The organism is Paraburkholderia sp. DD10 (genome assembly GCF_049177125.1).
Classification (GTDB): domain Bacteria; phylum Pseudomonadota; class Gammaproteobacteria; order Burkholderiales; family Burkholderiaceae; genus Paraburkholderia; species Paraburkholderia terricola.
Map to the genome: position 1 here is coordinate 1,203,636 of NZ_CP185392.1, position 26,799 is coordinate 1,230,434.

The 26,799-nt window shown below is 61.3% G+C and carries 18 protein-coding genes and 1 pseudogene; 3 read left to right on the plus strand and 16 right to left on the minus strand.

Features of this window, described 5'->3' with window-relative positions:
• Window positions 1–366: 366 nt before the first annotated feature.
• The 5 genes from ACOCG7_RS05625 to ACOCG7_RS05645 form a co-directional block, all read right to left on the minus strand.
• Complete coding sequence (locus ACOCG7_RS05625; RefSeq protein ID WP_073432237.1) at window positions 367–573, minus strand: hypothetical protein; 207 nt, start codon at window positions 571–573, stop codon at window positions 367–369.
• A 161-nt stretch (window positions 574–734) separates the two neighbouring features.
• A complete protein-coding gene (locus ACOCG7_RS05630) occupies window positions 735–1,148 on the minus strand; it encodes a type II toxin-antitoxin system HicB family antitoxin (protein ID WP_073432238.1) in 414 nt (137 codons plus the stop codon).
• Between the two features lie 42 nt (window positions 1,149–1,190).
• Entirely contained in the window at window positions 1,191–1,463 is a 273-nt protein-coding gene (locus ACOCG7_RS05635) for a hypothetical protein (RefSeq protein WP_073432239.1), read from the minus strand.
• Window positions 1,464–2,220: 757 nt separating this feature from the next.
• Window positions 2,221–3,324, minus strand: coding sequence for an alpha/beta hydrolase family esterase (locus ACOCG7_RS05640; protein ID WP_073432240.1), 1,104 nt, complete (start codon window positions 3,322–3,324; stop codon window positions 2,221–2,223).
• Window positions 3,325–3,366: 42 nt separating this feature from the next.
• Window positions 3,367–3,792: a CopG family transcriptional regulator gene (locus ACOCG7_RS05645; protein ID WP_073432241.1), complete on the minus strand. Its 426-nt coding sequence runs from the start codon at window positions 3,790–3,792 to the stop codon at window positions 3,367–3,369.
• Between the two features lie 692 nt (window positions 3,793–4,484).
• On the opposite strand from ACOCG7_RS05645, the gene ACOCG7_RS05650 reads away from it, so the two are divergent.
• Window positions 4,485–4,613: a hypothetical protein gene (locus tag ACOCG7_RS05650; RefSeq protein ID WP_268802009.1), complete on the plus strand. Its 129-nt coding sequence runs from the start codon at window positions 4,485–4,487 to the stop codon at window positions 4,611–4,613.
• 1,017 nt (window positions 4,614–5,630) lie between these two features.
• Here the strand turns inward: ACOCG7_RS05650 and ACOCG7_RS05655 are convergent.
• The 7 genes and pseudogenes from ACOCG7_RS05655 to ACOCG7_RS05685 all read right to left on the minus strand — a co-directional run.
• Window positions 5,631–6,314 (minus strand): annotated as a pseudogene (locus ACOCG7_RS05655) (tyrosine-type recombinase/integrase); the annotation flags it as partial.
• Window positions 6,262–6,417, minus strand: coding sequence for a hypothetical protein (locus ACOCG7_RS05660; RefSeq protein ID WP_159442613.1), 156 nt, complete (start codon window positions 6,415–6,417; stop codon window positions 6,262–6,264). The gene ACOCG7_RS05660 and the pseudogene ACOCG7_RS05655, both read right to left, overlap by 53 nt.
• 16 nt (window positions 6,418–6,433) lie before the next feature.
• Window positions 6,434–6,760, minus strand: coding sequence for a hypothetical protein (locus tag ACOCG7_RS05665; RefSeq protein ID WP_143169537.1), 327 nt, complete (start codon window positions 6,758–6,760; stop codon window positions 6,434–6,436).
• 546 nt (window positions 6,761–7,306) lie between these two features.
• On the minus strand, window positions 7,307–8,659 hold the full coding sequence (locus ACOCG7_RS05670; protein WP_421377117.1) for a TolC family outer membrane protein: 1,353 nt from the start codon (window positions 8,657–8,659) through the stop codon (window positions 7,307–7,309).
• 244 nt (window positions 8,660–8,903) lie between these two features.
• Window positions 8,904–16,574 (minus strand): Ig-like domain-containing protein, encoded by a 7,671-nt coding sequence (locus tag ACOCG7_RS05675; RefSeq protein WP_421377119.1) that lies wholly within the window; start codon window positions 16,572–16,574, stop codon window positions 8,904–8,906.
• A gap of 91 nt (window positions 16,575–16,665) precedes the next feature.
• Window positions 16,666–18,090: an HlyD family type I secretion periplasmic adaptor subunit gene (locus ACOCG7_RS05680; protein WP_073432795.1), complete on the minus strand. Its 1,425-nt coding sequence runs from the start codon at window positions 18,088–18,090 to the stop codon at window positions 16,666–16,668.
• Window positions 18,074–20,275: a type I secretion system permease/ATPase gene (locus ACOCG7_RS05685; RefSeq protein ID WP_421377121.1), complete on the minus strand. Its 2,202-nt coding sequence runs from the start codon at window positions 20,273–20,275 to the stop codon at window positions 18,074–18,076. The genes ACOCG7_RS05680 and ACOCG7_RS05685 overlap by 17 nt, the downstream gene beginning before the upstream one ends.
• A 905-nt stretch (window positions 20,276–21,180) precedes the next feature.
• Between ACOCG7_RS05685 and ACOCG7_RS05690 the strand changes: the two genes are divergently transcribed.
• Window positions 21,181–22,347 carry a GNAT family N-acetyltransferase gene (locus ACOCG7_RS05690; protein ID WP_421377123.1) on the plus strand — a complete coding sequence of 389 codons (1,167 nt, stop codon included), beginning with the start codon at window positions 21,181–21,183 and terminating at the stop codon, window positions 22,345–22,347.
• 557 nt (window positions 22,348–22,904) lie between these two features.
• Here ACOCG7_RS05690 and ACOCG7_RS05695 read toward each other — a convergent pair.
• The 4 genes from ACOCG7_RS05695 to ACOCG7_RS05710 form a co-directional block, all read right to left on the minus strand.
• Entirely contained in the window at window positions 22,905–23,063 is a 159-nt protein-coding gene (locus ACOCG7_RS05695) for a hypothetical protein (RefSeq protein ID WP_186814145.1), read from the minus strand.
• A gap of 28 nt (window positions 23,064–23,091) precedes the next feature.
• Entirely contained in the window at window positions 23,092–23,835 is a 744-nt protein-coding gene (phbB, locus tag ACOCG7_RS05700; RefSeq protein WP_310135469.1) for an acetoacetyl-CoA reductase, read from the minus strand.
• A gap of 162 nt (window positions 23,836–23,997) precedes the next feature.
• A complete protein-coding gene (locus ACOCG7_RS05705) occupies window positions 23,998–24,573 on the minus strand; it encodes a phasin family protein (protein WP_421377125.1) in 576 nt (191 codons plus the stop codon).
• 251 nt (window positions 24,574–24,824) lie between these two features.
• A complete protein-coding gene (locus ACOCG7_RS05710; protein WP_421377127.1) occupies window positions 24,825–25,022 on the minus strand; it encodes a hypothetical protein in 198 nt (65 codons plus the stop codon).
• An 870-nt stretch (window positions 25,023–25,892) separates the two neighbouring features.
• On the opposite strand from ACOCG7_RS05710, the gene ACOCG7_RS05715 reads away from it, so the two are divergent.
• Window positions 25,893–26,006, plus strand: coding sequence for a reverse transcriptase N-terminal domain-containing protein (locus ACOCG7_RS05715; RefSeq protein WP_227470924.1), 114 nt, complete (start codon window positions 25,893–25,895; stop codon window positions 26,004–26,006).
• Window positions 26,007–26,799: the final 793 nt, after the last annotated feature.

A 26,799-nucleotide genomic window follows, 5' to 3' on the forward strand; every position in this document is an offset into this window, starting at 1 on the left:
ATTGGTAGCGCGCCATCGGGATCCTTGCAAAGGTGATTCGGTGTCACGGATCAACTCTGTATCGGCCTAGCAGACATGTCTGCGCGCTACCGTACGGGTGTGGGGCGACCCGAACTTGTCACACGAGCCATTGATGGCTTCACGCGCGCGGCTTCACGTCGAAATCCATGCTGCCTCGCCTGCATCGCGGTATGGCACCGTAGCCGTTCTTGTCATCCCTGCGCCAGCAGATCTGACGTCAGAGCCCCCGTTATGGTCCCCCTACCGGGACGATGCCGCGCCACCGCAAAAAAACCGACGCTTCGCCGGTTCTTCCACTTCCGCCGCTCACGGCGGAACAATATCTTCCTAATGAGTCGCCGACGTTCAAGGTCGCATAAAGCCGCTTCCAGCACCCAGCAATTTCCTTGCGTGCCTGACCCATTGCTTCGGCCCTCTATATTGAGTCCCGTCAACGACCCGCTTTTCATCTTCGGGGGCCACCGGCATGCCATCATCCGTCGCATTCGCCGCGGCCTCTCTCTGTTTCCTGCTTTCTGCCAGTTCTTCGGCATTTACCTGGTCATCAATCATGATGCACTCCTGCTATGGAAAAAACTGATTCGCCAACGGGCGGTTGGCGTCGCCCCGATAACCGGGACGACGCGACACATCGTAAGGTCGGGTTTTGAATGCTGACGCGGTCGTGGCGCGCGATGTAAGCCGTCCGCGAACACCCACCGGAAAACCGGCGTCTAGGACAATTGCCCTTCGCCCCGGTTTCCAAGTTCGTGTACAGCAGCCAGCGTAAAGAACGTAGAGCGCGTCGAGTGTCGCTCTTTTGTTGCAGCATCTACTCTCTGCAGCAGACTCTCGGGCAGACTGAATTGAACGCTCACGGCTTTCGAGGTAACCCGCGTCAGATTGATCTCGATGAACATCCAGATCCCTTGCCCATCGTCCATGTCGAGCGATTGCAATTCCGATGTACTGCAGGTGGGAGCGGGTATGAGTTGCTCGCTGCGGTCATACATCAGTTCGACAACCTCTTGCGCGTTGCGTTTCAGTTCATCGAACGAATGGCCGCGCGCAACTGCTCGGGGAAGATCGGGAAAACTGGCGCGAAAGCCGGCAACTCCATCACGGTGCACATAAAGCGGATATTGCATGACCTGCTCCCCTCAGTTGCGGGCTGACTCGCATTCGGTATGTCATAGTTCGGTCGCCTCAACCTTGCCATCGACGATGTCTTTGCCGTATTGCATCGCGAGGTCGATGGCGGCGCCCACGGTGGCGGGACTTACCGCGTCGAACAACGTTGCATAGCGCCGAGCCTTGACTTCGCTGGACGGAATGGTGTCGATCCGTACGAACGATGAGAACTGCCTTGGTCCTTTGGCATACGGATCACGATGCAGGGGGAATACCTGGTGAGAGTACGCACGTAGCTCGTACCCTCTGTATTCGAGAGTGGGGATGGTCATGATGGCGCGCTCCTTAAGCGATACTGACCGTCATGAACCGATACCTGTCCGGATGCGAAAAAGGGCGGTCAGGTACATCTGGATCTTTTCACCATGCGCTCAAGGCCGTCGAAAAGCAAACTAAATCTTGACGTGGTGAAAGGGAACGCTTGCGTCGTGCCGGCATCGCCGGGACGACCTGCTCATGCAGGGCATCGTTTCCGTGCTTGCACGCGAGCCGCGCATCGCTATTACCTACGCAATGTCGGGTACCGCGGTACCCGGCGTCCGAGTGCCGGCGCGAGCTTGACGGCTTCCTGCTTCATGCCCTGAGCCCGCATCACCCAGCCGATTGCAGAGCGCATCGCGTTAAAGGCAGCGTCCGCGCGAAAAAGGGGGGTTGTCGCGTTCTATTGGTTATGCAGGTCTGCGCCTGTATCTGTCACAGCCGCGTTACTGCGCGGGTCAAACGCCACGTCGCCGGATTTTGGAAGGGCCGTTAATCGACGAACCCGGAAGAACGCCGTCAGTCTGAACGGCGGTGGACGTGGTCGAACTTCGAACTTCCCGACCCGACCCGTTGCTGACGTTTAGCGGATCGACTTGAATGCCTCAACGTGAACTGCGAACGGGCGCCCAAGCGGGACATCGTCGACGTGCTGACCTGCGTCCCCGCAGTGAGTCATCGATCAGGCTGCAACGTTACCCTTTCACGAAACAGGCTTGCCCGGCATTCCAAGCGGTAGCAATTACAGACGGGGGCATCACGCAGACCGCGTTATTGCCTCTGCGGATGCTCAAGAAAGAATCGCAGCATTTCGGCACTCGCGTCCGGACCGGTGGGGTCGGTGAAGCTGCCCCGCGGATTGCCGCCTGCCCACGCGTGCGGTGCCCCGTGAATAGTCCACAGTTCGGCATCGACACCGTCCGCGGAAACCAGCCCTGAGACGGTATAGGCACGTCGGCCCTCATCGGTCCGGCGCTGTTCGCGGCCTTCACGCGGTCGTGCGTCGAAGCCCTGAACAAGCTGCGTGGCATTCCGTATGTGAACTGTGGCGTCCGCGTCGCCATGAAAGACGATGACGGGCCGTTTCGGTAATGAAGCGGTATCGTGCATGGCATACCGTGCCTGTCTGGGACGCCTGCCGCCCTTCATCGCCGCGAGCGCAGAGGGAAGATCGTGTGCGCATCCTGCCGGAATGCCAGAATGCACACCCGCCGCCGCATAGAGTTCGGGATACGAGCTGATCATAATCGCCGCCATTGCGCCACCGGCGGACAGGCCCGCAACGTACACGCGCGCGGGATCGACGTTATAGGCTGCGACAATTTCGCGTGTTATGCCTGCGATCAATGACGGCTCACCGCGTTCGCAACGCTGATCGTCTGGTTTGAACCAGTTCCAGCACTTCGACGGATTGGCCTGCTGCGACTGCTCCGGATATGCGACAAGAAATCGATGCCGCTCAGCCAGTACATTCATATTTGTGCCTGCCGCGAAATCATCGGCGTTCTGTGTGCAGCCGTGCAGCATCACGATTAATGGCAGCGGCTCGCCGTGGTCCCCTGCGGGCACATACAGTCGATATTGGCGGCGACCCGCGGCATTCGAATGCGCATGCGTGCTGAAATGTCCCCGGTCCTCGACGTCAATGCGGGCTTCTCGCGCGTCGAGCGTTTCGGCTTCCCGTATCGTCGGCGCCTCGAATAGAACGGTGGCGGCTTCCGGCGTTGCGTCCCAAGGCGCTGTTTTGTGAGCGACGCCGTTTGTCTCCCCTCGTAAACTACGTTGTATCGCTTCTGTAGCTTCGGCGGGGCCGCGGGTGCGCAACAACCTCATTGCTTCGCGCATCGAGTTCAGAAAACCTTCATCGAATTTCATCGTATTTGTCCGTTAGCAGGTTGGATATCGGGCGTCGCGCAGCTAGCGGATTCTGTCAGCGAGCGCCGCCTTGACGGCAGCCGATGCGTGAAAGGCTCCCAGCACCACGACGCTTTCGATGGTCGCGAGCGCGAGTTCCGGGGTGACGTCGCCAGCAATGCTGGCCAGTCCCAGCACCTGAATGGTGAGACGCTGATGGGCGGCAAGAACCGCCTCGAGATCCTGCCGCGAAAAATGCTGCAGCCCGAGTACAAGCGCACGGCGCGTCACCGTTTCCTGAACGACCTGTGCGTGAAGCGCAAGTTGATTGCGAATAGCGGTTCGGATCAGGTCAGTCCGGTTCGAATAGAAGCCTTCTTCCACGAGCAGATCGATTTGGCCAAGGTCGACGGGACCGAGGTTGATCGTGATCTTTTCCGATTCGCCGCCTTTCGGACGACTCGTGCTGCGTGCGGCGGTTTTTTCCATACCTCCATCCTACGACCATCCAATAGGATGGTTATAGGCCGGTTTTCGCTGCAGCGCAACATCAATTTTTGACGGCGCCAGGCTTTGCGGCAATTCGCTTACGGTCGTCAAGGTGCCGCGCTGCTACCAGTTCCACTAACGACGCAAGGGCAGTCTCACCTCGGAAAGCTGCCAGTCAAGACTGGCGTCTTCATTGACTTGCCTGGTACGGCGGCCTTGCTCATGGCCGGTGAACGAACTGAGCCGGTCGCGATGGACGTCTCGTATGATAAGAGCTGATTCTTCCGTTCGCTTAGAGACATAGAAGTTCGAGCGCGCGCTGCCCGGGGGGCGGCAACGCGAAGGTGTCGGGCACCACGACGCGTTCTAATGGTCTGCAGCATGCTGGTCGTGAAAACCGCGGTTTGCACGACCAGCCGCGAGTCAGAGCAACAACGGGATTCGGGCGGCAGCCAGCCGGAATGCATCCGGCCGTGAAAATCAATTTCTTCGTTTAAAAGAGCCCAAGTGTGCAGCCGCGCACAGAGCAGAGCCGGCCCGTGTGCGAGGTTCTATGCAGCACTACCCTGCGGCTTTCCGCAGGGAACATTATTTCGCGCTGTAGTGTTGGCCGACGGGATGCTCAAGGCTGATCGCGTGACGGGAACCCGGCCCAGCCGGATTCGGCGGCTAACACGAACAGGGAGCAAATCATGTCACAAAACGCAACCGATCTTCTCAGCCTGGTGAACGAGGTATTTCCCGGTGCAGAAGCAGAGCAGCGCCGCCTGGCGCTTCAGATCATTGCCCCGGGCGTTGCTGATGAGCGCGATGGTGGCTGAGAAACACGAACAGGCGAGAAGGGCCGCAGATCGACCCTGTCCAGACCCTGAATGAGACGCGACCTAATCGGTGGCGTTCAGGGTACACCGGTCATTTCCATAACCAGGTTGTGTTGTTTCCGCAATGATGGATGTCGAGCAACAACGCGGAGTCGCTTCCATGTAGTTGGTTCATTCGACCACGTACCAAGGAACACTAATGAGTAAAAAACCTATTGGAATCACCGCAAAAACGGGGGGGAAGTGCCCGGAAAGCGGTGTCTGGAGATCAATCGACATGCCTTCAACTAAAACCCCTATTGTCGAAGGCAATAGCATGCCTCGTCATGATGGAAAGGTAGTTACCTGGAGGCTTATTCGGTATGTCTGATGTTGCTGGCGATTCTGCCGGCGCGCCTAGGGGGAACGCGGAAGTGCCCGTTGCAGATAGACCGCCGGCCAGCGGAATCGCTCCCGGCCTGTAACGCCAATCCGGGGAAAACCCCTTACAACACCTATCGCGATGTGTTAGCGGTAACCGTCACGTATTGATCTGCAACGGGTAATCGGCGAAATGGCGCGAACGAGGCGTTGGGTGCAGAATGAATGAGCCATAAGAACGAATTCCTGGATATACATACGCGCGCCTCGTCGTAGACGAGTGCGGGCCCTCGAATGGCGGCCTTGCGGCGCGCGCTCGTAGGTCTTCCGGGCCGCCTGAGTCGCTCGCCATCTAACTCACCGCAGTTGCAGCGCTCAACACCTAGGCCGGGAGATGTTGGCGTTAATCATCCCCGGATGGACGAAGTGGCCGGAATTTACCATGCCGGGGCTCCGGTCAGTTTTTCGAGCCGCACGTTGCTCCAAGGGCCGCTCTCTGCGCGAAACCGCCGCTGGGATGTCCAAATCAACGTGCAAGCGAACGACCGCGGATGGTCGGTTGTTGCCTGACGCGGAACAGGCCGCAAGCGGACATTCATCCGCAATCCCAGGTAACAACGAACGTCGGCAAATGCCGAACTTCAGCCATCTGGACTACTAGTCAAAGCGGTGCTTTTCATCGGTTTCACGATGACGACGATCGCCGTCCACGTGAAGATACTGACCGGTGGTCGTGAGCGACGCATGGCCGAGATTGTCACGCACGAGCCGCAAGTCGACCTGTTGGCCCGCGATATGCGACCCTGCGCTGTGCCTCAGCTAATGCGCAGACGCCTGCTTCAGTTGATCGGCTCGTGGCGCATGCGTTTCGCCACGGGCACGCAGTGCGTCGGCTGTGCCGCCGAAAACCTGCTTGACGATGCGGTGCAGTGCGGCGCGCGTCAACGGTTTGAGCGACTGCCCGATCGGCAGTAACAGGGGCGTGTCTTCGTCCTGAGATGGAAGTGCCGGTAGTCCCCGTTCGCGACAGTATGTCGAGAGGTCCGCCATCATCTCCAAGGTGGCTGGCGCCAGCGGCTCCCTTGTCGCCTTTGCCCAGCACGTCCAGCCACCAGAGATCTTCGCCGTTTACGACCCGGCGGCGGAAGAATCGGCCCATCGTGTTTTCACCCACTTCAATGATCCGTAAGCCATCCAGATAGAGCAGGGTGACAGCCAACACGTGCGCGAGTAATGCTCGCGTTCGCGGTCCGTTTCTTTCGGCACCGCCTGAATCCAGGTTTTGACCTCAAGCCACAGCTCGGGCGACAGATAGCGTGTGATACGCGGCTTTTCCTGCCTCGAAGCTCTCCCGCACCATCGCCAGTTTCTCGTCCATCGACCAGCGCCGCTGACGCTGCGGCCCCCTCAATACTTCCATCACTTCTTGCTTGTTATTAGTCATGTACACAGTCTTATGCCTACGGCCGTAGATCGATGTCCGCCACGGAAGGCAGCACCCGAGCCCAAGCAAGGATGGCGTCTGACGACTTCCATTCCGCGAGTAACGCGCTTTCTGATTTGGCCTGCACCGCGCCACTATTGGCCTCAGTCGCATCCGCCTGTTTGGTCTTTGCGGGTGATTTGGAGCTCTCGGGCGTGTCGACCTTTTCCAACATCGCCAGATCCGCGCAGTGCTCCTTCGAATCTGTCACCGCAACAGTAGCAATCTGATCGAACAGACTAGGTAGAAACCTCTCAGCGAGCATCAACTTCGCCCAGCACCGGCAGCTTGATTTCTTCGCCAAAACCTGATCTGATGCCGCTGACGCCCTTCGGCTTCCTCGGATGTCAGTTGACGGGGCGACAGCAGTCCGGACGCTGTCATGTCGTCACCGGTGAGGTCTGCCTGGCATGGCGCCGGGCGAGATGGGCAGAAAGGACGAACCAGCTATGCGGGTCGGGGCGCAATCAGTTTCTCCGATTGACTGATCCGCACAACGAACGGAGGGAGACGGTCGAGCCGACCGGGCCATTCGCGACCCGTCAACGGTCAGTCTTCCAAGAGGAATGCGAGCCGCATGGGATGTTTTTCACGGGGTCGCGCGTCCTCATTTCCTGTGTCTCGGATTTCGGGGTGGTGGGCGAAGCTACGTTTCGCTACCTGTCCCCGGCACCCGTTGATGCGTCGACCGGATTCTGGCGATTTCGGCAAGCAATGTTAAGCGGCCGTGAAAAACCGTGTTGCGAATATCAAATCGCCTGCCCTAAGTGTTGCGGGTATGAGCGGCCAGGTCGAGAATGAACCGATGATCGGTGTTGTTGAACATCTCAGCTTTCTTGCTATTACTACGTCAGCGGTTCGGTACAAACGGAATTTGTGCGCTGTGTAACGACCAAGCCTCTGCCGGCAGCCCAATATGCAATATGCCCAGCAACTGCCCCATGCCGGCGAACACGCGGTAGGCGCTCGCCACCTCCGCATACTGGCCGCCAACATAGGCAATGCGTGCACTGTAATACTCGTTCTCCGCATTGAGCAAATCGAGCAGCGATCGTTGCCCGATTCCGAACTGCAACAAATACGCCTCCCTGGTTGCCGCACTGGAATCGACGTATTGCTTGAGCACGACTACCCGATCGCGTGCCGTGAGGTACGCATTGAACGCGAGTGAGACGCTTTCCTGTATCTCGAGACGCGTACGGTTGCGAACTTCTTCGGCTTCCCGGATCTGGGCATGCGTCTCCCCGATTCGTGCTTTATCAGCCCCGCCCTGGAAGATGTTGTAGCGAAGGCGCAGCATCACGCGGCGATCGTTGATTGGCCCGAGAACGCCCTCCCGGTCATGAGTCGAGCTGAGCTCGAGATCAAGACGTGGCCACAAAGCCGACTTGGCGACGTCGTACTGTGCCCGGGCTTGACCGACGTCCGCCTCGGCGCCCGCGAGCGAAGGGTGGTTGGCCAACGCCGTGTCCAGCGCTTGCCGTTCGGTTTGCGGCAACTCGCTCTCCGGTGCTACCGGCTTGGCGAGAGCATCCGGCGGCGTGCCCACCAGACGGGCGTAGGCAACCTCGGCATCTTTCAGGCTGCTTTGCTCGGACCGCAAATTGTCCCGGGCCAGAGCCAGACGACTTTCTGCTTGATAAAGATCGGCGCGGCGTCCGACGCCGCGGTCGCTGCGTAGCTTGATCTGATCGTAGATCCGGAGGTGGGATTCGATGTTGTCTTCGGCGGCGGCCGTCGTCTCCTTGCGGCGCAAAACTTCAAGGTAGGCGCCCACCACACGCAACGCCACGTCCTCCGCGGTAGTGGCTACGCCATAGGCCGAGGAATCGATGCGAGCGCTTTGACGCGCCACTTCACTTTTGACCGCGAAGCCGTCGAACAGCATTTGCGACAGCGTCACGTTGGCGGTGCTATGCGTGAAGCTGGTCCGATTCAAGCCGAGCAGGCGCGTCTCTTCGTCGTCGCGTCGTTCCCTGCCGATGGCCGTGTCGACGTCCAGGCGGGGCCAGTAACCGGCCTGCGCCTGCTTCAGGCCCTGGTCTGCCGCCTGTCGGTGATGAGTGGTGGCGAGTACTTCGGGATTGGTTCTTATCGCCTGTTCGACCGCTTCCTGGAGGCTTTGCGCGCCCGCGAGCGAAGGTGAACCCGCAATCGCCGATGCCAGTACAAGCATGGCTAGCCATGGTCTTCTTCTATTCATTGCGCATTTCCTGTAACCCGACGGTGGCTTGTATTCACTGCCGCTCAAGCACAAACAGACATTCGCGATGCTCGGAACCATGTGGCCGACGCATGTTACTGGAGATGTGTTGCGCTTTCAATTGACGTATCCCCGCTCACCGGATGGTGTCGCGGGAAATGCATTGAGAAGTATGACCCTGCGAGGAACGCATTTGAATGCTCGATGAACAGTTCAAGCGTTGCTCGCGGGGTGTGCTGGCCGCCTAATACTCCTGAATGTGAGGCAGCGCTGGCGTAACGTAAGTCACGGCGGTGCCAGTGCCCTGATCATGCGTGAACTGGAAGCCGGCGGCAGACAGCCCGCCTTGCAGCGCGAGCTGAGCGGAGTGAACGCCGTCGCTGACGGTCAGCGTGCCTCCCGTTCCCGCATCATTGGCCGTAAAGCTGAGTGTCGTATGGTCATTGCACAAGACGTCCGCAAGATCTAGCGTGTTGCCGGCGCCGAACCCGGAAACCGTACCGGTGAAGTTGCCTGATTGATCGAGCTTGAGCGTGCCCGTGGCGCCGTCGGCGAACGTCGTGTTTTCCATGGATGCAGCGCCGAACTCGAGTGTCGCGGCACCGCTGATCGTCGCGTGGCCGTTGCCGGTGACATCACCGTGTATCGCCAGGCTGCCGTTATTGGCCAACAGGTGGCCCGCATTCGCCACTGCGCTGTCGATCACGAGGCCGCCGCTGCCCGTTGCTTCAAGCGTGCCTGTGTTGACTATGACGTTGCTTCCTGTGTCGATGACCAGCGCGTTAGTACCGTTGGCGACAATCGTCCCCTCATTGACAAGCGTCAATTGGCCGGCTCCGATCTGGCCGGCACCGGCGATCGTGTTGTCGACGTTGATGAGCGTCGCGTCGGGACTGCCGCCAAATATGACGTTGTGGCTGTCGTCGGAGAGTGTAAGGTGTCCGCCGCCTTCAAGCGATGCACTCTTCACGAGGACCTCGAGGTCGGTTCCGTCGCCCGTTGACGCGAGCGCGATCGTACCTGTGTTGTTGATCGTCCCGCCGAGGGGAAGCATTGCGCCATCGTTCACCGTCATGACGCCCGAGTTGACCATGACTGGCTCCTGGTCAAACACGAAGTTGTCGACGGTGAGGTCTGCGGAATGGACACCCATGACCGTAAGCGTTTCGCCGGCGCCCAGTGCAATTACTGCATTGCCGCTGGCATCGTCGGTCATGTGCGTCTGGACGTCGCTGAAACTCGTGATGCCCGTGAAGCCGACGAGATCGATCCTGTCCGCCGCGAGGTCGAGATTGTGCAGCGTGTCGCTTCCGATGGGTTGTGCGAAAACGAATAAGTCATGGCCGGCAGAACCCGTCAGGTGATCGTCGCCCGACCAGGCGAAGATCGGTGAGTTTGCCGCGTATGCCTCCACATTGTCGGCAACTGTGACGCTCGCATGGCTACCGTCCGTGTTGGTCCAGTTCTCGGTGACGGTGAGCACCGTGGCGCCGGTAAAGGACGCCGGCGGCGTGACCGTGAGAGCGCTGAGATCGTTCGTCGGGACGAGCCATGCGCCGTTGCCGAGATCGGTTCCGGCGTTCAATTGCCAGCCGGAGGGGATGCCGGCAATCGTTACCGTGAGGTCGGCCGGATGGCTGGACAGATCGGTTAGCGCAAGGTTGATTTCGGAACCGGCCATGCCGGCGGGGGCTGCGTGTGTGGAGGTTTTGGTATTGCCTGCGAGGTCCCATTCGGTCACTGTCAAATTGTGATTATTTAGTCCCGACTGGGATAGGACCCACGTTCCACCGCTCTGCTGTGTCGCGGAGTAGTCGGCCGAATTACTATTGTCGTGGACCCCGACTTTCCAAACGTTGGAAGTGTCGGTGGCGGCAGTCAGCTTGTTCCCACTGTAGCTCCACGACAGGTTCGCTGGAGACGTGGTATCGAGCGTGAAGCTGAAGGCCGTTGCAGCCGAGATGTTGCCGGCGACATCGGTCTGCCGCACCTGCACGCTATTCGCCCCTTCGACGGCGCTGAAGCTGCTGCTCCAGTGCGCCCCGTTGTCGACGCTGTACTGGACGGTTGCGCCACCCTCGACACCGCCGAGCGTCAGCGTCCCGGCACTGGTCACGTGATCGCTGGCACTGCTGCCGGAGTCGGTGGCGAGTGCCACTGCGGGTGCCGCCGCGGCCGTGTCGAGCGTGAAGCTGAAGCCGGTCGCGGCCGACACATTGCCGGCCACGTCGGTCTGCCGCACCTGGACGCTATTCGCGCCTTCGACGGCGCTGAAGCTGCTGCTCCAGTGCGCCCCGTTATCGATGCTGTACTGCACCGTCGCGCCGCTCTCGACGCCACCGAGGGTCAGGGTACCGACACTGGTCACGTGATCGCTGGCGCTGCTGCCTGAGTCGGTGGCGAGCGCCACGCCGGGTGCGACAGCCGCCGTGTCGAGCGTGAAGCTGAAGCTGGTCGTGGCCGACACATTGCCGGCGACATCGGTCTGCCGGACCTGCACGCTATTCGCCCCTTCGACGGCGCTGAAGCTGCTGCTCCAGTGCGCCCCGTTGTCGATGCTGTACTGGACGGTCGCGCCGCTCTCGATACCACCGAGCGTCAGCGTGCCGACACTGCTCACGTGATCGGTGGCGCTGCTGCCCGAGTCGGCGGCGAGCGCCACGCCGGGTGCGACAGCCGCCGTGTCGAGCGTGAAGCTGAAGCTGGTCGCGGCCGACACATTGCCGGCGACGTCGGTCTGCCGCACCTGGACGGTGTTCGCTCCTTCGACGGCGCTGAAGCTGCTGCTCCAGTGAGCCCCGTTATCGACGCTGTACTGGACGGTCGCGCCACTCTCGACACCACCGAGCATCAGCGTCCCGGCACTGGCCACGTGATCACTGGCACTGCTGCCGGAGTCGGTGGCGAGTGCCACGCCGGGCGCCGCCGCGGCCGTGTCGAGCGTGAAGCTGAAGCTGGTCGCGGCCGACACATTGCCGGCCACGTCGGTCTGCCGCACCTGCACGCTATTCGCCCCTTCGACGGCGCTGAAGCTGCTGCTCCAGTGCGTCCCGTTATCGACGCTGTACTGGACGGTTGCGCCACTCTCGACACCACCGAGCGTCAGCGTCCCGGCACTGGTCACGTGATCACTGGCACTGCTGCCGGAGTCGGTGGCGAGTGCCACGCCGGGTGCCGCCGCGGCCGTGTCGAGCGTGAAGCTGAAGCTGGTCGCGGCCGACACATTGCCGGCCACGTCGGTCTGCCGCACCTGCACGCTATTCGCCCCTTCGACGGCGCTGAAGCTGCTGCTCCAGTGCGTCCCGTTATCGACGCTGTACTGGACGGTCGCGTCACTCTCGACACCACCGAGCATCAGCGTGCCGACACTGGTCACGTGATCGCTGGCGCTGCTGCCCGAGTCGGCGGCGAGCGCCACGCCGGGTGCGACAGCCGCCGTGTCGAGCGTGAAGCTGAAGCCGGTCGCCGCCGACACATTACCGGCGATATCGGTCTGCCGCACCTGCACGCTATTCGCGCCTTCGACGGCGCTGAAACTGCTGCTCCAGTGCGCCCCGTTGTCGATGCTGTACTGGACGGTCGCGCCGCTCTCGATACCACCGAGCGTCAGCGTGCCGGCACTGCTCACGTGATCGGTGGCGCTGCTGCCCGAGTCGGCGGCAAGCGCCACCCCGGGTGCCGCCGCGGCCGTATCGAGTGTGAAGCTGAAGCCGGTCGCGGCCGACACATTGCCGGCCACGTCGGTCTGCCGGACCTGCACGTCATTGGTCCCTTCCGCAGCGGTGAAGCCGGTATTCCACGTATGGCCGCCATCGGTCGAGTATTCGACGGTCGCGCCACTCTCGACACCACCGAGCGTCAGCGTGCCGGCACTGCTCACGTGATCGGTGGCGCTGCTGCCCGAGTCGGTGGCGAGTGCCACGCCGGGCGCCGCCGCGGCCGTGTCGAGTGTGAAGCTGAACTCCGTTGCCGCCGAGACGTTGCCTGCCACGTCGGTCTGCCGGACCTGCACATCATTGGTCCCTTCCACGGCGGTGAAGCCGGTGCTCCAGGTAGAGCCGCCATCGGTCGAGTATTCGACGGTTGCGGCGCTTTCGATGCCGCTGAGGGTGAGCGTGCCGGAGCTGGTCACGTGATCGCTGGCACTGCTGCCGGAGTCGGTGGCGAGTGCCACGCCGGGTGCCGTCGCGGCCGTGTCGAGCGTGAAGCTGAAGTCCGTTGCCGCCGAGACGTTGCCGGCGACATCGGTCTGCCGGACCTCGATGCTGTTCAGGCCTTCCTGTGCCGAGAATCCGGTGCTCCAGGTAGAGCCGCCATCGGTCGAGTATTCGACGGTTGCGCCACTCTCGACACCACCGAGCGTCAGCGTCCCGACACTGGTCACGTGATCGGTGGCGCTGCTGCCCGAGTCGGCGGCAAGCGCCACCCCGGGTGCCGCCGCGGCCGTATCGAGTGTGAAGCTGAAGCCGGTCGCGGCCGACACATTGCCGGCCACGTCGGTCTGCCGGACCTGCACGTCATTGGTCCCTTCCGCAGCGGTGAAGCCGGTATTCCACGTATGGCCGCCATCGGTCGAGTATTCGACGGTCGCGCCACTCTCGACACCACCGAGCGTCAGCGTGCCGGCACTGCTCACGTGATCGGTGGCGCTGCTGCCCGAGTCGGCGGCAAGTGCCACGCCGGGCGCCGCCGCGGCCGTGTCGAGTGTGAAGCTGAAGGCCGTTGCAGCCGAGATGTTGCCGGCGACATCGGTCTGCCGGACCTGCACATCATTGGTCCCTTCCACGGCGGTGAAGCCGGTGCTCCAGGTAGAGCCGCCATCGGTCGAGTATTCGACGGTTGCGGCGCTTTCGATGCCGCTGAGGGTGAGCGTGCCGGAGCTGGTCACGTGATCGCTGGCACTGCTGCCGGAGTCGGTGGCGAGTGCCACGCCGGGTGCCGCCGCGGCCGTGTCGAGCGTGAAGCTGAAGCTGGTCGTGGCCGAGACATTGCCGGCCACGTCGGTCTGCCGGACCTGCACATCATTGGTCCCTTCCACGGCGGTGAAGCCGGTGCTCCAGGTAGAGCCGCCATCGGTCGAGTATTCGACGGTTGCGGCGCTTTCGATGCCGCTGAGGGTGAGCGTGCCGGAGCTGGTCACGTGATCGCTGGCACTGCTGCCGGAGTCGGTGGCGAGTGCCACGCCGGGTGCCGTCGCGGCCGTGTCGAGCGTGAAGCTGAAGTCCGTTGCCGCCGAGACGTTGCCGGCGACATCGGTCTGCCGGACCTCGATGCTGTTCAGGCCTTCCTGTGCCGAGAATCCGGTGCTCCAGGTAGAGCCGCCATCGGTCGAGTATTCGACGGTCGCGCCGCTCTCGATACCACCGAGCGTCAGCGTCCCGGCACTGGTCACGTGATCGCTGGCACTGCTGCCAGAGTCGGTGGCGAGTGCCACTGCGGGTGCCGCCGCGGCCGTATCGAGTGTGAAGCTGAAGCTGATCGCGGCCGACACATTGCCGGCGACATCGGTCTGCCGGACCTCGATGCTGTTCAGGCCTTCCTGTGCCGAGAATCCGGTGCTCCAGGTAGAGCCGCCATCGGTCGAGTATTCGACGGTCGCGCCACTCTCGACACCACCGAGCATCAGCGTGCCGACACTGGTCACGTGATCGCTGGCGCTGCTGCCCGAGTCGGTGGCGAGCGCCACGCCGGGTGCGACAGCCGCCGTGTCGAGCGTGAAGCTGAAGCTGGTCGTGGCCGACACATTGCCGGCGATATCGGTCTGCCGCACCTGCACGCTATTCGCGCCTTCGACGGCGCTGAAACTGCTGCTCCAGTGCGCCCCGTTGTCGATGCTGTACTGGACGGTCGCGCCGCTCTCGATACCACCGAGCGTCAGCGTGCCGGCACTGCTCACGTGATCGGTGGCGCTGCTGCCCGAGTCGGCGGCAAGCGCCACGCCGGGTGCCGTCGCGGCCGTGTCGAGCGTGAAGCTGAAGTCCGTTGCCGCCGAGACGTTGCCGGCGACATCGGTCTGCCGGACCTCGATGCTGTTCAGGCCTTCCTGTGCCGAGAATCCGGTGCTCCAGGTAGAGCCGCCATCGGTCGAGTATTCGACGGTCGCGCCGCTCTCGATACCACCGAGCGTCAGCGTGCCGACACTGGTCACGTGATCGCTGGCACTGCTGCCAGAGTCGGTGGCGAGTGCCACTGCGGGTGCCGCCGCGGCCGTATCGAGCGTGAAGCTGAAGCTGATCGCGGCCGACACATTGCCGGCGACATCGGTCTGCCGGACCTCGATGCTGTTCAGGCCTTCCTGTGCCGAGAATCCGGTGCTCCAGGTAGAGCCGCCATCGGTCGAGTATTCGACGGTCGCGCCACTCTCGACACCACCGAGCATCAGCGTGCCGACACTGGTCACGTGATCGCTGGCGCTGCTGCCCGAGTCGGTGGCGAGCGCCACGCCGGGTGCGACAGCCGCCGTGTCGAGCGTGAAGCTGAAGCTGGTCGTGGCCGACACATTGCCGGCGATATCGGTCTGCCGCACCTGCACGCTATTCGCGCCTTCGACGGCGCTGAAACTGCTGCTCCAGTGCGCCCCGTTGTCGATGCTGTACTGGACGGTCGCGCCGCTCTCGATACCACCGAGCGTCAGCGTGCCGGCACTGCTCACGTGATCGGTGGCGCTGCTGCCCGAGTCGGCGGCAAGCGCCACGCCGGGTGCCGTCGCGGCCGTGTCGAGCGTGAAGCTGAAGCCGGTCGTGGCCGACACATTGCCGGCCACATCGGTCTGCCGGACCTGCACGCTATTCGCCCCTTCGACGGCGCTGAAGGTGCTGTTCCAGTGCGCCCCGTTGTCGATGCTGTACTGGACCGTCGCGGCGCTTTCGACGCCACTGAGGGTGAGCACGCCGACACTGGTCACATGATCGCTGGCGCTGCTGCCGGAGTCGGTGTCGAGTGTCACGCCAGGCGCCGCCGCGGCCGTGTCGAGCGTGAAGCTGAAGCTGGTCGAGGCTGACACATTGCCGGCGACATCGGTCTGCCGGACCTGCACGGTGTTCGTTCCTTCGACGGCGCTGAAGCTGCTGCTCCAGTGCGCCCCGTTATCGACGCTGTACTGGACGGTCGCGCCACTCCCCACACCGCTCACCGCAAGCGTGCCGACATTGGTCACGTGATCGCTGGCACTGCTGCCCGAGTCGAGCGCCAGCACCACACCCGGCGCCGCGCCGGCTACCGTATCGAGCGTGAAATTCAAGGTCGCCGCAGACGACACGTTCCCGGCGACATCGATCTGCCGGACCTGCACGCTATTCGCGCCTTCCATCGCGCCGAAGCTGCTGCTCCAGTGAGCCCCGTTATCGCAGCTGTACTGCACCGTCGCTCCGTGCGCGAGCCCGCTGACCGCGAGCGCGCTATCGCACGTGACGTGGTCCGCGGCCGAAACGCCAGTGTCATGCGCCAGTGTGACGACGGGCGCAGGCGGCGCAATGTCGACATAGGCGGTCGCCCAACTCAGGGTGCCGTTGCCGAGCCGAATCGCATAGGTAAAACTGTCTTGCGCATATCCGACAGTGTTGAAACTGTTCGAGAGCCAGGCTGAATCCAGGTGACTCGCGTCATATCCCACCTTTCCGTCGGACGTGATCCAAAGGTGCGCACCGTGTGCGCTGTAGTCCGTGCTGACGGCTTCCGCCCTGGCGTTGTCCTGGGTCAGCAGGGCTGTTTGTTCGAGCGCCGTCGTGGCTTCGGTACCGGAGTCGATAGAGTAGAGCGTCTTGGCCGCTCCGCCGAGATCGTTGGCCATCACGTTAAGGTAGACGATACCGAGCGTATTGTCGGTGAGTCCGGTCTGAGCCGACGTGAATAGGTCATTGTTGGCTTGCGGCGTGTTGCTGATGGAAACCGTAATTCCATTGCTAATGGTCGTCATGATGTTCCCGTCCCCGTTATCGTTAATTCGTCTCAGCGTAAGATGCCCGTCGCGTGCGGTGCCGCAGTGCCACGCTTCGCCCGCAGTCTTCTCAGCGCTCGCGCAGCGCCGTTTCCCTGGTCTTGATCACAGGCTTGAGCAGGTAGTGCAGCACGGTCCTGCGCCCGGTCCGGATATCGACCGTAGCGATCATGCCCGGCACGATCGTGACCGGCTCACTTTGTCCACTGGGCCTGTTCTGCCTGGTGCGAACCAGGATTCGGTAATAACTGTCAGCTTTCTCGCCTGGTCGTTCGGGCAACAGCGTGTCGGCGCTGATGTCCTCCACGGTCGCAGGAAAGCCTCCATAAATGGAGAAGTCATAGGCGGAGAGCTTGACCGTGGCATCCTGCCCTGGATGCAGAAACGCGATATCCGACGGGCGCACACGCGCTTCGATCAACAGCGTATCGCCGAGCGGGACGATCTCGAGCAGATCCATGCCGGGCTGAACCACGCCGCCGACGGTATTGATCTTGATCTGCTTGACCATGCCCCTCAGCGGAGCCCGCACCAGCGTGCGCGTGACACGGTCTTCCAGCGCGATATTGGCCGCGCTCAGAGCCGTCTGCTCGGCCCGGGCCTGATTCAGGTCCTTCATCGCATCGGCACGGAAGTGTGCAGTCAATTCATCGATCTTCTGGCGAGCCTCGCGATAGGCGGCGTCCAGCCGCGGCATCGCGAGCCGCGTCGCATCGAGGTCGCCTTTCATGTCGTTGGCCTGACGTTCGAGCCGAAGGACTTCGACATCGGACACTGCTCCCTTCTGCACAAGCGGGCTCGTCAACGCCAGTTCCTTTGCGACCAGGCCGTAGCTTTGTTGCAGTTGCGCTTCACGTGAGCGCTTTTCCGCGAGTTCCTGGCGACGTTGGTCAGTCTGTTGCTTCAGCACGGCCAGATTGGCCTGCAATTCGCGCTGGCGGGAGTCGTACAGTGATCTTTCTTCTTCCAGCAGCTTTGGGCTTGTCTGCTCCAACTGGCGAGGCGCAACGAAGGAGGTATTGTTCGCCTCCGCGGTGAGGCGCGCAATTCGGGCAATCAAGGCGGAATCCTTGGCCTGCCCCTCCTTGTACGACGAGGTAAAACGCGTATCGTCGATGCGCATGAGCGGCTGGCCCTTTTGAACAACCTGACCTACGCGGACCATGATTTCGGAGACGATGCCACCCTCCAGGTTCTGCACCACTTGCACCCGGCTGGACGGAATCACCTTTCCTTCTCCAACGGTCACTTCGTCCACGTTCGTGACCGCAGCCCAAATGAACGCGGCGACGAAGAAGGCCAGCGTCGACCAGAGAATCCAGTGGGTGAAATAACGCGGCCCTTCCATGGCCGCTGCGCAACTCTCCCGCATGAACGCCGTGTCGTCCGGGCGTGGCTTGATGGCTGCGCCAATTCGGCCGGCCAGCTCCTTGAGCCCGAGGCGGCGGCACGCCGGCGATGGATCCCCGCCTTCAGGCTTAGCCAGTAGCGACATGGAGCTTCCTCCCTGCAAGGGCAGCCAGTACCTGTTCCTTGGGCCCATCGGCGACGACGCGGCCCTGATCCATGACGATCAGGCGATTGACCAGGGTGAGCAGCGAGGCGCGATGCGTGATGAGCAGCAGCGTGCGGCCTTCGAGCTCGGTCGCGAGTCTCGCTTTGAACAACTCTTCGGAGCGGTTGTCCATCGCGCTGCTGGGTTCATCGAGCACCAGCACCGGTGGCGAGAGCAACACTGCGCGGGCAATCGCGATCGCCTGTCGTTGACCGCCCGACAACGCTTCGCCGCGTTCACCCACGGCCAGGTCGAAGCCGTTCGGCAAGCGGTTGACGAAGTCGCTCACGCCCGCAATTTGCGCGGCACGCAGCACGGCGGCGTCGTCCGTACTGGGTGCACCCAGTACGATGTTCTCTCTCACGCTGCCGTTGAACAGCATGACATCCTGAGGCACGTGTCCGATGCCCCGGCGCAGCGCCGCAGGGTCGAACTGACGCAGCTCGACGCCATCAACGAGCACATTTCCCGAACTGGGCGGATACAGTCCCAGGATGAGCCTCTCGATCGTGGTCTTGCCCGAGCCGACGCGTCCGATGATGCCGACGCGCTCACCCGCGACGATGCGGAACGACACGGCATCGAGCGACACGCCACTCTGGCTGGGATATGAAAAGCTGACGTTCCTGAACTCGATGTCGCCGCGCAACGTCGGACGATGCACGAAGCTCCTGTCAGCCGGACGCTCGCCGGGCAGTTTCATCAACCCATCGATCGATGCCAGCGCATTGCGGGATTGATGATAGCGGGTCAGGAGCGTCGCCACCTGACTCATGGGTGACAACGCACGGCCAGTGAAAATAGTGCAGGCGATCAAGCCGCCTGTGGTGAGCTTGTCGTCAGCGATCATGTAGACGCCGCACAAAACCACGGCGAGATAGGCGGCCTGCTGGGAGAACACGGCGAAGTTGACCGCGCATCCCGACAGAAAACGTGACCGGAGTCCGAGCCTCGCCATTTGGCCGAGCAACTGTTCCCACTTGGCTTGCATCGGTCCTTCCGCGCCAGTGACCTTGATCGCTTCGAGACCCACCAGGGTTTCGATCAGAAGCGCTTGCCGTTGGCACGCGTGGCGCTGACTGGCCTGCACGGCCCGTGCAAGAGGCCCTTGCACGGCAACGCCTACGCCGATCACGAGAGGCAATGCCATCAACGGCAACCATCCGAGTGCTCCGCCGACCCAGAACATCGCCACGATGAATACAACCGAAAACGGAAGATCGATCAGGGCAGCCGCGGTGGCCGAAGTGAGAAACTCCCGTACGGCTTCGAACTCTTGTATGTGGGAAGCGAACCCGCCGACGGAAGGCGGCCGCACGGTCATCTGGATGCCGAGTACTTTCTCGAACATGTTGGCGGAGAGGATCACGTCGATTTTCTTGCCCGCGACGTCGATGAAGTAGCCGCGCAATGTACGCATCAGCAAATCGAACACGATCACCAGCATGATGCCTGCCGCCAGCGCCCACAACGTCTCAAGCGTGTGGTTCGGCACCACCCGGTCATAGACGTTCATGGTGAAAAGCGGCATGGCTAACGCAAACAGATTGACTAGCATCGAAGCAACCATCACTTCGGCGTAGATCGGCCACGACTGCCCCACAACGCCCCAGAACCAGTGGCATGGGCGAGGCACCGTACTCTCCGCGCTGTGCTGGTCGAACCGGTGAGCGCGGCGGGCGAATAGCGCATGGCCCGCATAACGTCGCTCCAGATCCTCCAGGCTGACCTCTTCTTCTCCGGCGCCTGTTTCGGGAAGGATGATCTGCATGCTTCCGCAGGTGTTCCTGCGTACCAGCACGCATGCCTGCCTGTCGTTCAGCAGCAGGACTGCAGGCAGGACCAGGTCGGAGATGCGTTGTAGCGAACGCCTCGAAAGCCGGGCGGACATGCCCACGCGAGCCGCTGCCCGAATGAAGAGCGCGGGCGTCAACCGGTGGTCTATCAGCGGCAGGCCGGCGATAAGGGTGTCGGCCCCCACCGGCTGGTTGAACAGTCGAGTCAGGATGAGAAGGCAACCGAGCAACGGATCGTTGTCGATACCGGACGTCGGTGGCAGGTCCCACCCCGGGGTGGCAGGCTGTCCCACTGGTTCCGCGGCGGCTTCTGTTGCGGCGGAATGCATTTACAGCACGCCAGCATGCTGGTGACGGTCTGATTGACGCGGCAGCCCGATAGGCGCTGAAGTCCCCGCTGTGAAGCGCTCGTTCTTGCACATGATGTACCCCGTCGATGTTTGTTTTGTGTTTGTTGTTCCGCGTGACTGCTTATCTTGGTATCGAAGGCAGGTGCAAGTACTGGGCCATGTGCGGTGGCTAGGCGGCGAGACACAACGACGAGCCGCGGCTATAGGGAGGAAATGAAGCAGACGGGCATGCCGGTCTCAGAAGTAAGACGGATTTCCGCACGCGGAGCGACAGAGCCGCTATGCGCGAGGCACCACGATTCCCACTGCCCGCTGCGGAAACCGGGGTAACTGGCCGAATAAGCAATGAGTGCGGCGACAGTCGAGTCGGCGTCCAGGACGTGCCAGTTTTGAGACATCCGTCTTGCGTGGCGCACCTCCGGCTCCGCCTGATGGGTGTCCGCGCAACCAGCACTTAACGGGCACCAACGTCCGTCTGTCGCGGCGCGCGCCCGCTGCAACGTGATGGGTGTTTCTGGAGCCCGCCTGTTAAAGGGCACGTTGCATTTTTGAAACGCTCTGTTGGCGGTCGGAAGGACCTGGCTATCGCGGTGGCGACGATATGCGAGCGACACAGCATGGCAGGCATCAGAAGCGGTCGAGTTGTCCAATGGAAGCATGTCGGGGTGGGTCGCCGATTGTGCCGTGAGCTTCCGGTCATCGACCATGTCTTTGGTCTGCGCCCGAAAATATCGGCCGTTCGCTGCCACGCGCGAGCAATACTTTCTCAGTGCTTGGCGCCGCGAAGGAGCGATTTTGACGTGCCTTTCCTTTCACCGCGCCTTCAATCGTGCGCCCTCGCACGCATGCCGCTAGCATTTGGGTGTATCTTCCGGGATGACCTGATGACGGGTCATTCATGCGGCTCTGGCGAGGCAGCGATGACGGACCGGGATTCCCGGTACGAGATCATCACCGACGAACGTGCATTGGCCGGATTGCAAGCCGATTGGGACGCGTTGTGGAAGCGCGCGGCGGGACGGTACTACCTGTCGTTCGTGTTCTGCTGGACTGCGTGGCAGCAGGTAGCGAAGCCGAAGGGCAGAACATTGCGCTGCATTATCCGGCGCGACGAGGGCAGGTTTGCCATGGTATGGCCGCTTGCCCTGCATCACCGACTCATATGGGCCAGCCTGGTTCCGCTGTCCCCGGAGGCCGCCGATTACTCGGACATACTTATGGAAGCGCGTGCCGGGACTCTCCCGTGGATTGAAGGCGCCTGGCGTATCGCGACTGGGCACTGCGGTGCCGACTTCGTGCACCTGCCATACCTCCATGAGTCGGCGGACCTTTACCGCATCGCGGGGCATGACCGGTCGCTCGTGATGCGGCAGCGCCACATTTCATACGTCGCGAAGCTCAGCATGGAATGCAGACGGCACGACTGGACATCGTTCTGCGATTCGCTGACCGCGCTCCAGCAAAGCAAAAAGCCTGGTTCCATCGCGCGCCGTCTGGCGAAGAAAGGGCGGCTGGATGCGTGGCTGGTAGACCCGTCAGACAAGGGCGCCGTTGCGTCTGCCATCGACCTGATGCTTGAATGGAAGCGTGACTGGAGCGATCGTGTCGGCAAGCATGGACAGTGGGTGGCGTCCGTTCACTACCGGAACTTCCTCGTCGAGTGGCTATCGTCGCCATTCACAACTGAAGCCCATCTGCTCGTTGTCGCGCTTGACGGCGCGCCGCTCGCGGCGCTGGTGTTCAGCATCGACAACCGCTGCGCCAGCACCATCATTTCAGGCTTCAACCAGGCGTACCGGAACCTCTCACCCGGTTTGCTGGCGTTCGAATACGTTGTGCAATGGGCGTTCGACCGACAGTTCGACCTCGATTTCGGTGCAGGCACGGAGCAATTCAAGGAATGCTGGGCCCGCGGCAACCTCGCGAGCGTCTGGACGCTACGGACTGTCAGTTCACCGTGGGGGTGCCTGGGAGTCCGTGCCCTACACCTGCAGCATGAGGTGATGTCGCATGCGAAGGGAACCCTGCAGGCCTTGCGTAAAACGTATTGAACACGTCTCGGATCTCGCTGCGGCGCACACGTTCCCTCATCGCATCACCTGTCGATTTTCCGATCACGACGCCCCGGTTACTGAGCGATGTCTTCCTGCACGACGAGCGCAAATCCGCAAATCACTCGTTCCGCTTCGCCGATCGCTTAGGTTCCCCTCAGGTTTGCATGCTAAATTGACCAAGCTCGTGGCTTGCGCTCCTTAACAGCAGAATCGACGACCACAGGGCGGAGCAACGCAGCACAAACGAGAGATGAGCACCATGCCAAAAGGAAAAACTGGCGGCGCCAGCATCGCTGCTGCCCGAGCGGTCTACCTACTCGAACTGGCCCGGGGCCGTTCATTGCGCTGGCCTCTCAATCCGATCCATCGACAAAAAAGCCAAGGCGGTTATGTCCTTGCCCAGAGAATTTGCTGATTGAGAGGATCAGGAGAATCCGGGAGCGGCCACCGCGCAGGTGTTATGAGTACGCGTTGCGAGTGAACCGCCTTTGCCCGGCAACGAGACATGAATACGATATCCCCCGGTAGCACGACAGGCTAGCGAGAGCGGAAGCTCAACGCCGGGCGCTGCCCAGGCCGTACGCGTCGCGATGGTAAACCAGCCGTCCAAGCAGTTTTCGGCGCATCTGCTCCCGGCGATAGTGAGCGACGACGAACGCTGCTGCCGTCACCAGCACGAATGAACCTACGACGATTGCCACTGCTTCACTCATCGGAACCTCCATTGCTGATCTCCCGGGTTCACTGCAGGTGCTGCCCTCCGTTGATCGCGATGTTGGCGCCGGTCACGAAGCCCGCTTCGCGCGAGCACAGATAGAGCACGAGCGCGGCAACTTCGTCCGGCTGCCCGAGCCGGCCAACCGGAATCTGCGGAACGATCTTCGTCTCGCGGATTTCCTCGGGCACGGCCATGACCATTTTCGTGGCGATATAGCCGGGCGAGATCGTATTGACCGTGACGCCTTTTTTCGCCACTTCGAGCGCCAGCGATTTCGTGAAACCATGCATGCCGGCCTTGGCCGCCGCATAGTTGGTCTGGCCGAACCCGCCCTTGGAGCCGATGATCGACGACACATTGATGATGCGGCCCCAGCCGCGCTCGACCATGCTGTCGCACACGGGCTTCGTCATGTTGAACACCGAATCGAGGTTGGTGCGGATGACCGCGTCCCAATTGACCTTGTCCAGTTTCTTGAAGCTGGCGTCGCGCGTGATGCCGGCGTTGTTGATCAGGATGTCGACCGGTCCGACTTCGGCCTTGATCTGCGCCGCGCATTTTTCGCAGGAGTCGTAGTCGGCGACGTCGACGCCATATGCGCGGAACTGTCGCCCCTCGGCTTCCATGCGGGCGAGCCACTCGTTCGCACCGGTGTTGCCGGGCGAATAGGTGACGGCGACCGCGTAACCGGCGTCATGCAACTTGATGCTGATCGCCTCGCCCAGTCCACCCATGCCACCCGTTACCAACGCGATCTGCTTTGCCATTGAATCGTCCTCGCAATTACCGGCGGCGTGCCCGTCGGGAGCAACACCGCCTTCAGTCAAATGGGATGTATGGGAATGCCGGATTCCTCGCCAAGGTGGCTAAAAGGAATGCTGTAAATAGAGTTCGAACCGATAACGCGGGCATTGCTGCCCGCGTGGGTCTTAATGCTTCGCGCTCGCGGCCACGATAGCCGACTCGGCACTACGTCGTTTGGCTGACTTGGACGCCGAGGCCGTCACGGCTTCGAGATTGGTCCCGGCCATTTCCACGGCCTGCTGACCCGTCTTCTGCAGCGATTCGCACAGCGTGGCGGTCGCGCTGATCGCGGACTTCCACGCGGCGATCGCCGCTTCGGAACCGGCGGGAGCACTCTTCGCCGCTTCCTCGATGACTGCCTGCAGGTTCGCGTTATACCGTTCGAAATGCGTCTGCGCGAGTTGCGCGACCTCCGCCTGCGTGGTTGACGCGATGTCGAAGAGTTGACGAGTGTATGTCAGTGATTTCTCCGCGAGCGGCGCGGTGAAACCGGCTTGCAGCGTGAACCACTGCTGCGGCTCCGGCGTGCCGGGCGCCTTGCTCAGGCTCTCCCGCGATTCCGCCAGCGTGGACTTGACGACCTGCAGGTTCAACGCAACCAGTTTTTCGACGCCTTCAAAGACCTTCCCGGTCAATCCGAAGAATGCGTCGAGGCCAGCTTTCTGCGATGCGGCGATTTGCTCGGGACTCGATAGAACCATTATTGAAATTCCTCAGGATTCGATTCGCCGCACAAAGCCCGATCGATCGGATGTGACCGGATGCCGCACGACGAATGGCGATGATGGATGAACCGAAGCGCAAGGACGCCTGCCAGGCAGCATGCGTCGCGAATACTTCGGAGGGTCGTTAAAACCAGGGGCACTTACACATTAAAGTCTAATCAAAGCCACTTCGCTGATTTTTTCTCGACGCGCTCGCCACGTGCTGGATGCGGAACACCCGCCGTTCCCTAGCGTCTGCGCGCGACGGCCTTGAGAATAGACGCGCCTTCGCTCGTGACATGAGGACGTGAATGGCCCGACGCGAGACGCTCGAGCGATATGAGTTGACGTTCCAGCAGCGTGTCGAGTTCGACGCGCTCGAGGTCGATCTGATCGGGCGCGTCCCTGAGGAGCATCAGGGTGGCGAATTCATGGGGACTTAGCATTGTGTCTCCTCGTTTTAGTCTGTCTGCGCCGGAAGCATTAATTACCGTCTCCACACGGCGAATGCGGCAAATACTTCCCTCTCGTTTGCGAAGCAAGCGTTCAGGAAATCCTTACGGCGATGTCATCATAACCGCTCGATTTTCGATTGCAATATGCGGGAGTATATTTTTGATTCGTCTGATTATTCAGTCTGCATATCGAAAATGGCCGTCCTTGTAGTGCCGGCACGAGGACCACGGAAGTCTTGATAGGCTTGCGCAGCCCGACCTGGACGGGGATCCATGGAACCGGCAGCCGACGCATTCATATTTGAATAGACTATTTATAGCCGCATTGTCTAGCATGGCCGCTTATAAGCTGATACTGAGAAATTTATTACCGCATGCGCGAATTATTTATTTTCACAGTTTCAATCATTGCAAGGAATCAAAAGTCGTGGTTTTTCGCGGTTGCAAAGGAGTGAGGAAAAGTTGTATCGCCGGCAAAACCACCATCGGGGAAGCACACCCGTTGCCTGGAACTGTCGTTGCCAACGATGTTCATCGAATGCAGATCACTACACCTCACCGACTCCAGTACTGCGGCATGGGATTGTGCCAAACTGACTCGATATGTAGTCCTGTATTGTTGTTCGTCGGGACAGACGGGTTTGGTGCTGAAAAAGACTTCCACATGGTTTTTTGTCACGAAAGAGTTGGACGAGCCTTCAAAGGAGGAGAAGCAAACGACAATGCAGCAAGCCGGCACCAGCGCGTCCTCCAATCACGCAATGCATTGGAATCGTGCCGATTGGGCACGATGCTATCGTGAGATTCGAAGGCTGCAGGCTCGTATCGTGAAGACGGACACAGGACGGCAAGTACGGCAAGGTGAAGCCTTTGCAGTGGTTGCGGGCCCACTCGTTTAGCGGCAAGGTACTCGCCGTGAGACGGGTGACTGAAAATCAGGATAAACGGACTCCCGGTCTGAACGGCCATCCCTGAATCAAGTAGCCCTCGAATGGAGCCACTTCGGAAGCGGGCCGGATCGATTCGGGACAGCGCGAACGCGACGTGGTGGTCGTTTTCGATCGGCCCAACGGCCGTTGTGCTTCCACCGATCGCAATGAATTCGCACGGTCACGTCGCCCGCGCTGCCTGACCATTCAGCGTCGTTCCAGGGCTCTTTCGGGTCGTACGGCTACGGGTTACGAACGTGGAGCGCAAATCGTCGCGGCGACGCAATTCAATCGTGTCGCTGGAGGTGCAATCAGACGATCTTTCCCGGTCGTGAAAATATTGGTCTTCATCCGGTCGAGACGTCTGGACGTTCTCCTGAAGAAGTCAGGCACATCGAAATTGCCGGACTTTAACGCCAGTGCGACCGGAATTCTCCAATCGATTGGGTCGCGGGTGTACAGGGGTCGACTTGTGCGCCAATGCGTAAGTTTGCACGTCAGGTACGGATGGCAGCATCCGGCTTTTTCTCGCGCCTCACCGCGAATTTGCGTGCGCCTCGACCGCGCAAACCGCCCGCAACTGAAGCGAGCGTGTGTTCGATGAGATGCCCCGCTGTATCTACACCGAGTTCGTGGCAACCTCGACCGGCTGGTCGAAAATTGCCTCACCCCGCGACAGACCGAGTCTAGCGCGCTGAAATGCCGGACGGCTCGTGGGCAAGTGGCTATCTGCTCATTCCTCGCCCGGGATGCGCTACCGGCAAGCACGACAGCGCGACGTTCAATTGCCGCCAGCGCCCAGCGCGCAAATCAGGGGGCTGCCCGAGAAGGCCCGTCGA

Bases quoted from the DNA above. Each gene is read 5' to 3' on its own strand.
- ACOCG7_RS05630 (WP_073432238.1), bottom strand. From the start codon at position 1,148: ATGCAATATCCGCTTTATGTGCACCGTGATGGAGTTGCCGGCTTTCGC.
- phbB (WP_310135469.1), bottom strand. From the start codon at position 23,835: ATGGCAAAGCAGATCGCGTTGGTAACGGGTGGCATGGGTGGACTGGGC.
- ACOCG7_RS05670 (WP_421377117.1), bottom strand. From the start codon at position 8,659: ATGAATAGAAGAAGACCATGGCTAGCCATGCTTGTACTGGCATCGGCG.
- ACOCG7_RS05710 (WP_421377127.1), bottom strand. From the start codon at position 25,022: ATGCTAAGTCCCCATGAATTCGCCACCCTGATGCTCCTCAGGGACGCG.
- ACOCG7_RS05690 (WP_421377123.1), top strand. From the start codon at position 21,181: ATGACGGGTCATTCATGCGGCTCTGGCGAGGCAGCGATGACGGACCGG.
- ACOCG7_RS05645 (WP_073432241.1), bottom strand. From the start codon at position 3,792: ATGGAAAAAACCGCCGCACGCAGCACGAGTCGTCCGAAAGGCGGCGAA.
- ACOCG7_RS05660 (WP_159442613.1), bottom strand. From the start codon at position 6,417: ATGACTAATAACAAGCAAGAAGTGATGGAAGTATTGAGGGGGCCGCAG.
- ACOCG7_RS05650 (WP_268802009.1), top strand. From the start codon at position 4,485: ATGTCACAAAACGCAACCGATCTTCTCAGCCTGGTGAACGAGGTATTT.
- ACOCG7_RS05675 (WP_421377119.1), bottom strand. From the start codon at position 16,574: ATGACGACCATTAGCAATGGAATTACGGTTTCCATCAGCAACACGCCG.
- ACOCG7_RS05695 (WP_186814145.1), bottom strand. From the start codon at position 23,063: ATGAGTGAAGCAGTGGCAATCGTCGTAGGTTCATTCGTGCTGGTGACG.
- ACOCG7_RS05680 (WP_073432795.1), bottom strand. From the start codon at position 18,090: ATGTCGCTACTGGCTAAGCCTGAAGGCGGGGATCCATCGCCGGCGTGC.
- ACOCG7_RS05625 (WP_073432237.1), bottom strand. From the start codon at position 573: ATGATTGATGACCAGGTAAATGCCGAAGAACTGGCAGAAAGCAGGAAA.
- ACOCG7_RS05705 (WP_421377125.1), bottom strand. From the start codon at position 24,573: ATGGTTCTATCGAGTCCCGAGCAAATCGCCGCATCGCAGAAAGCTGGC.
- ACOCG7_RS05685 (WP_421377121.1), bottom strand. From the start codon at position 20,275: ATGCATTCCGCCGCAACAGAAGCCGCCGCGGAACCAGTGGGACAGCCT.
- ACOCG7_RS05635 (WP_073432239.1), bottom strand. From the start codon at position 1,463: ATGACCATCCCCACTCTCGAATACAGAGGGTACGAGCTACGTGCGTAC.
- ACOCG7_RS05640 (WP_073432240.1), bottom strand. From the start codon at position 3,324: ATGAAATTCGATGAAGGTTTTCTGAACTCGATGCGCGAAGCAATGAGG.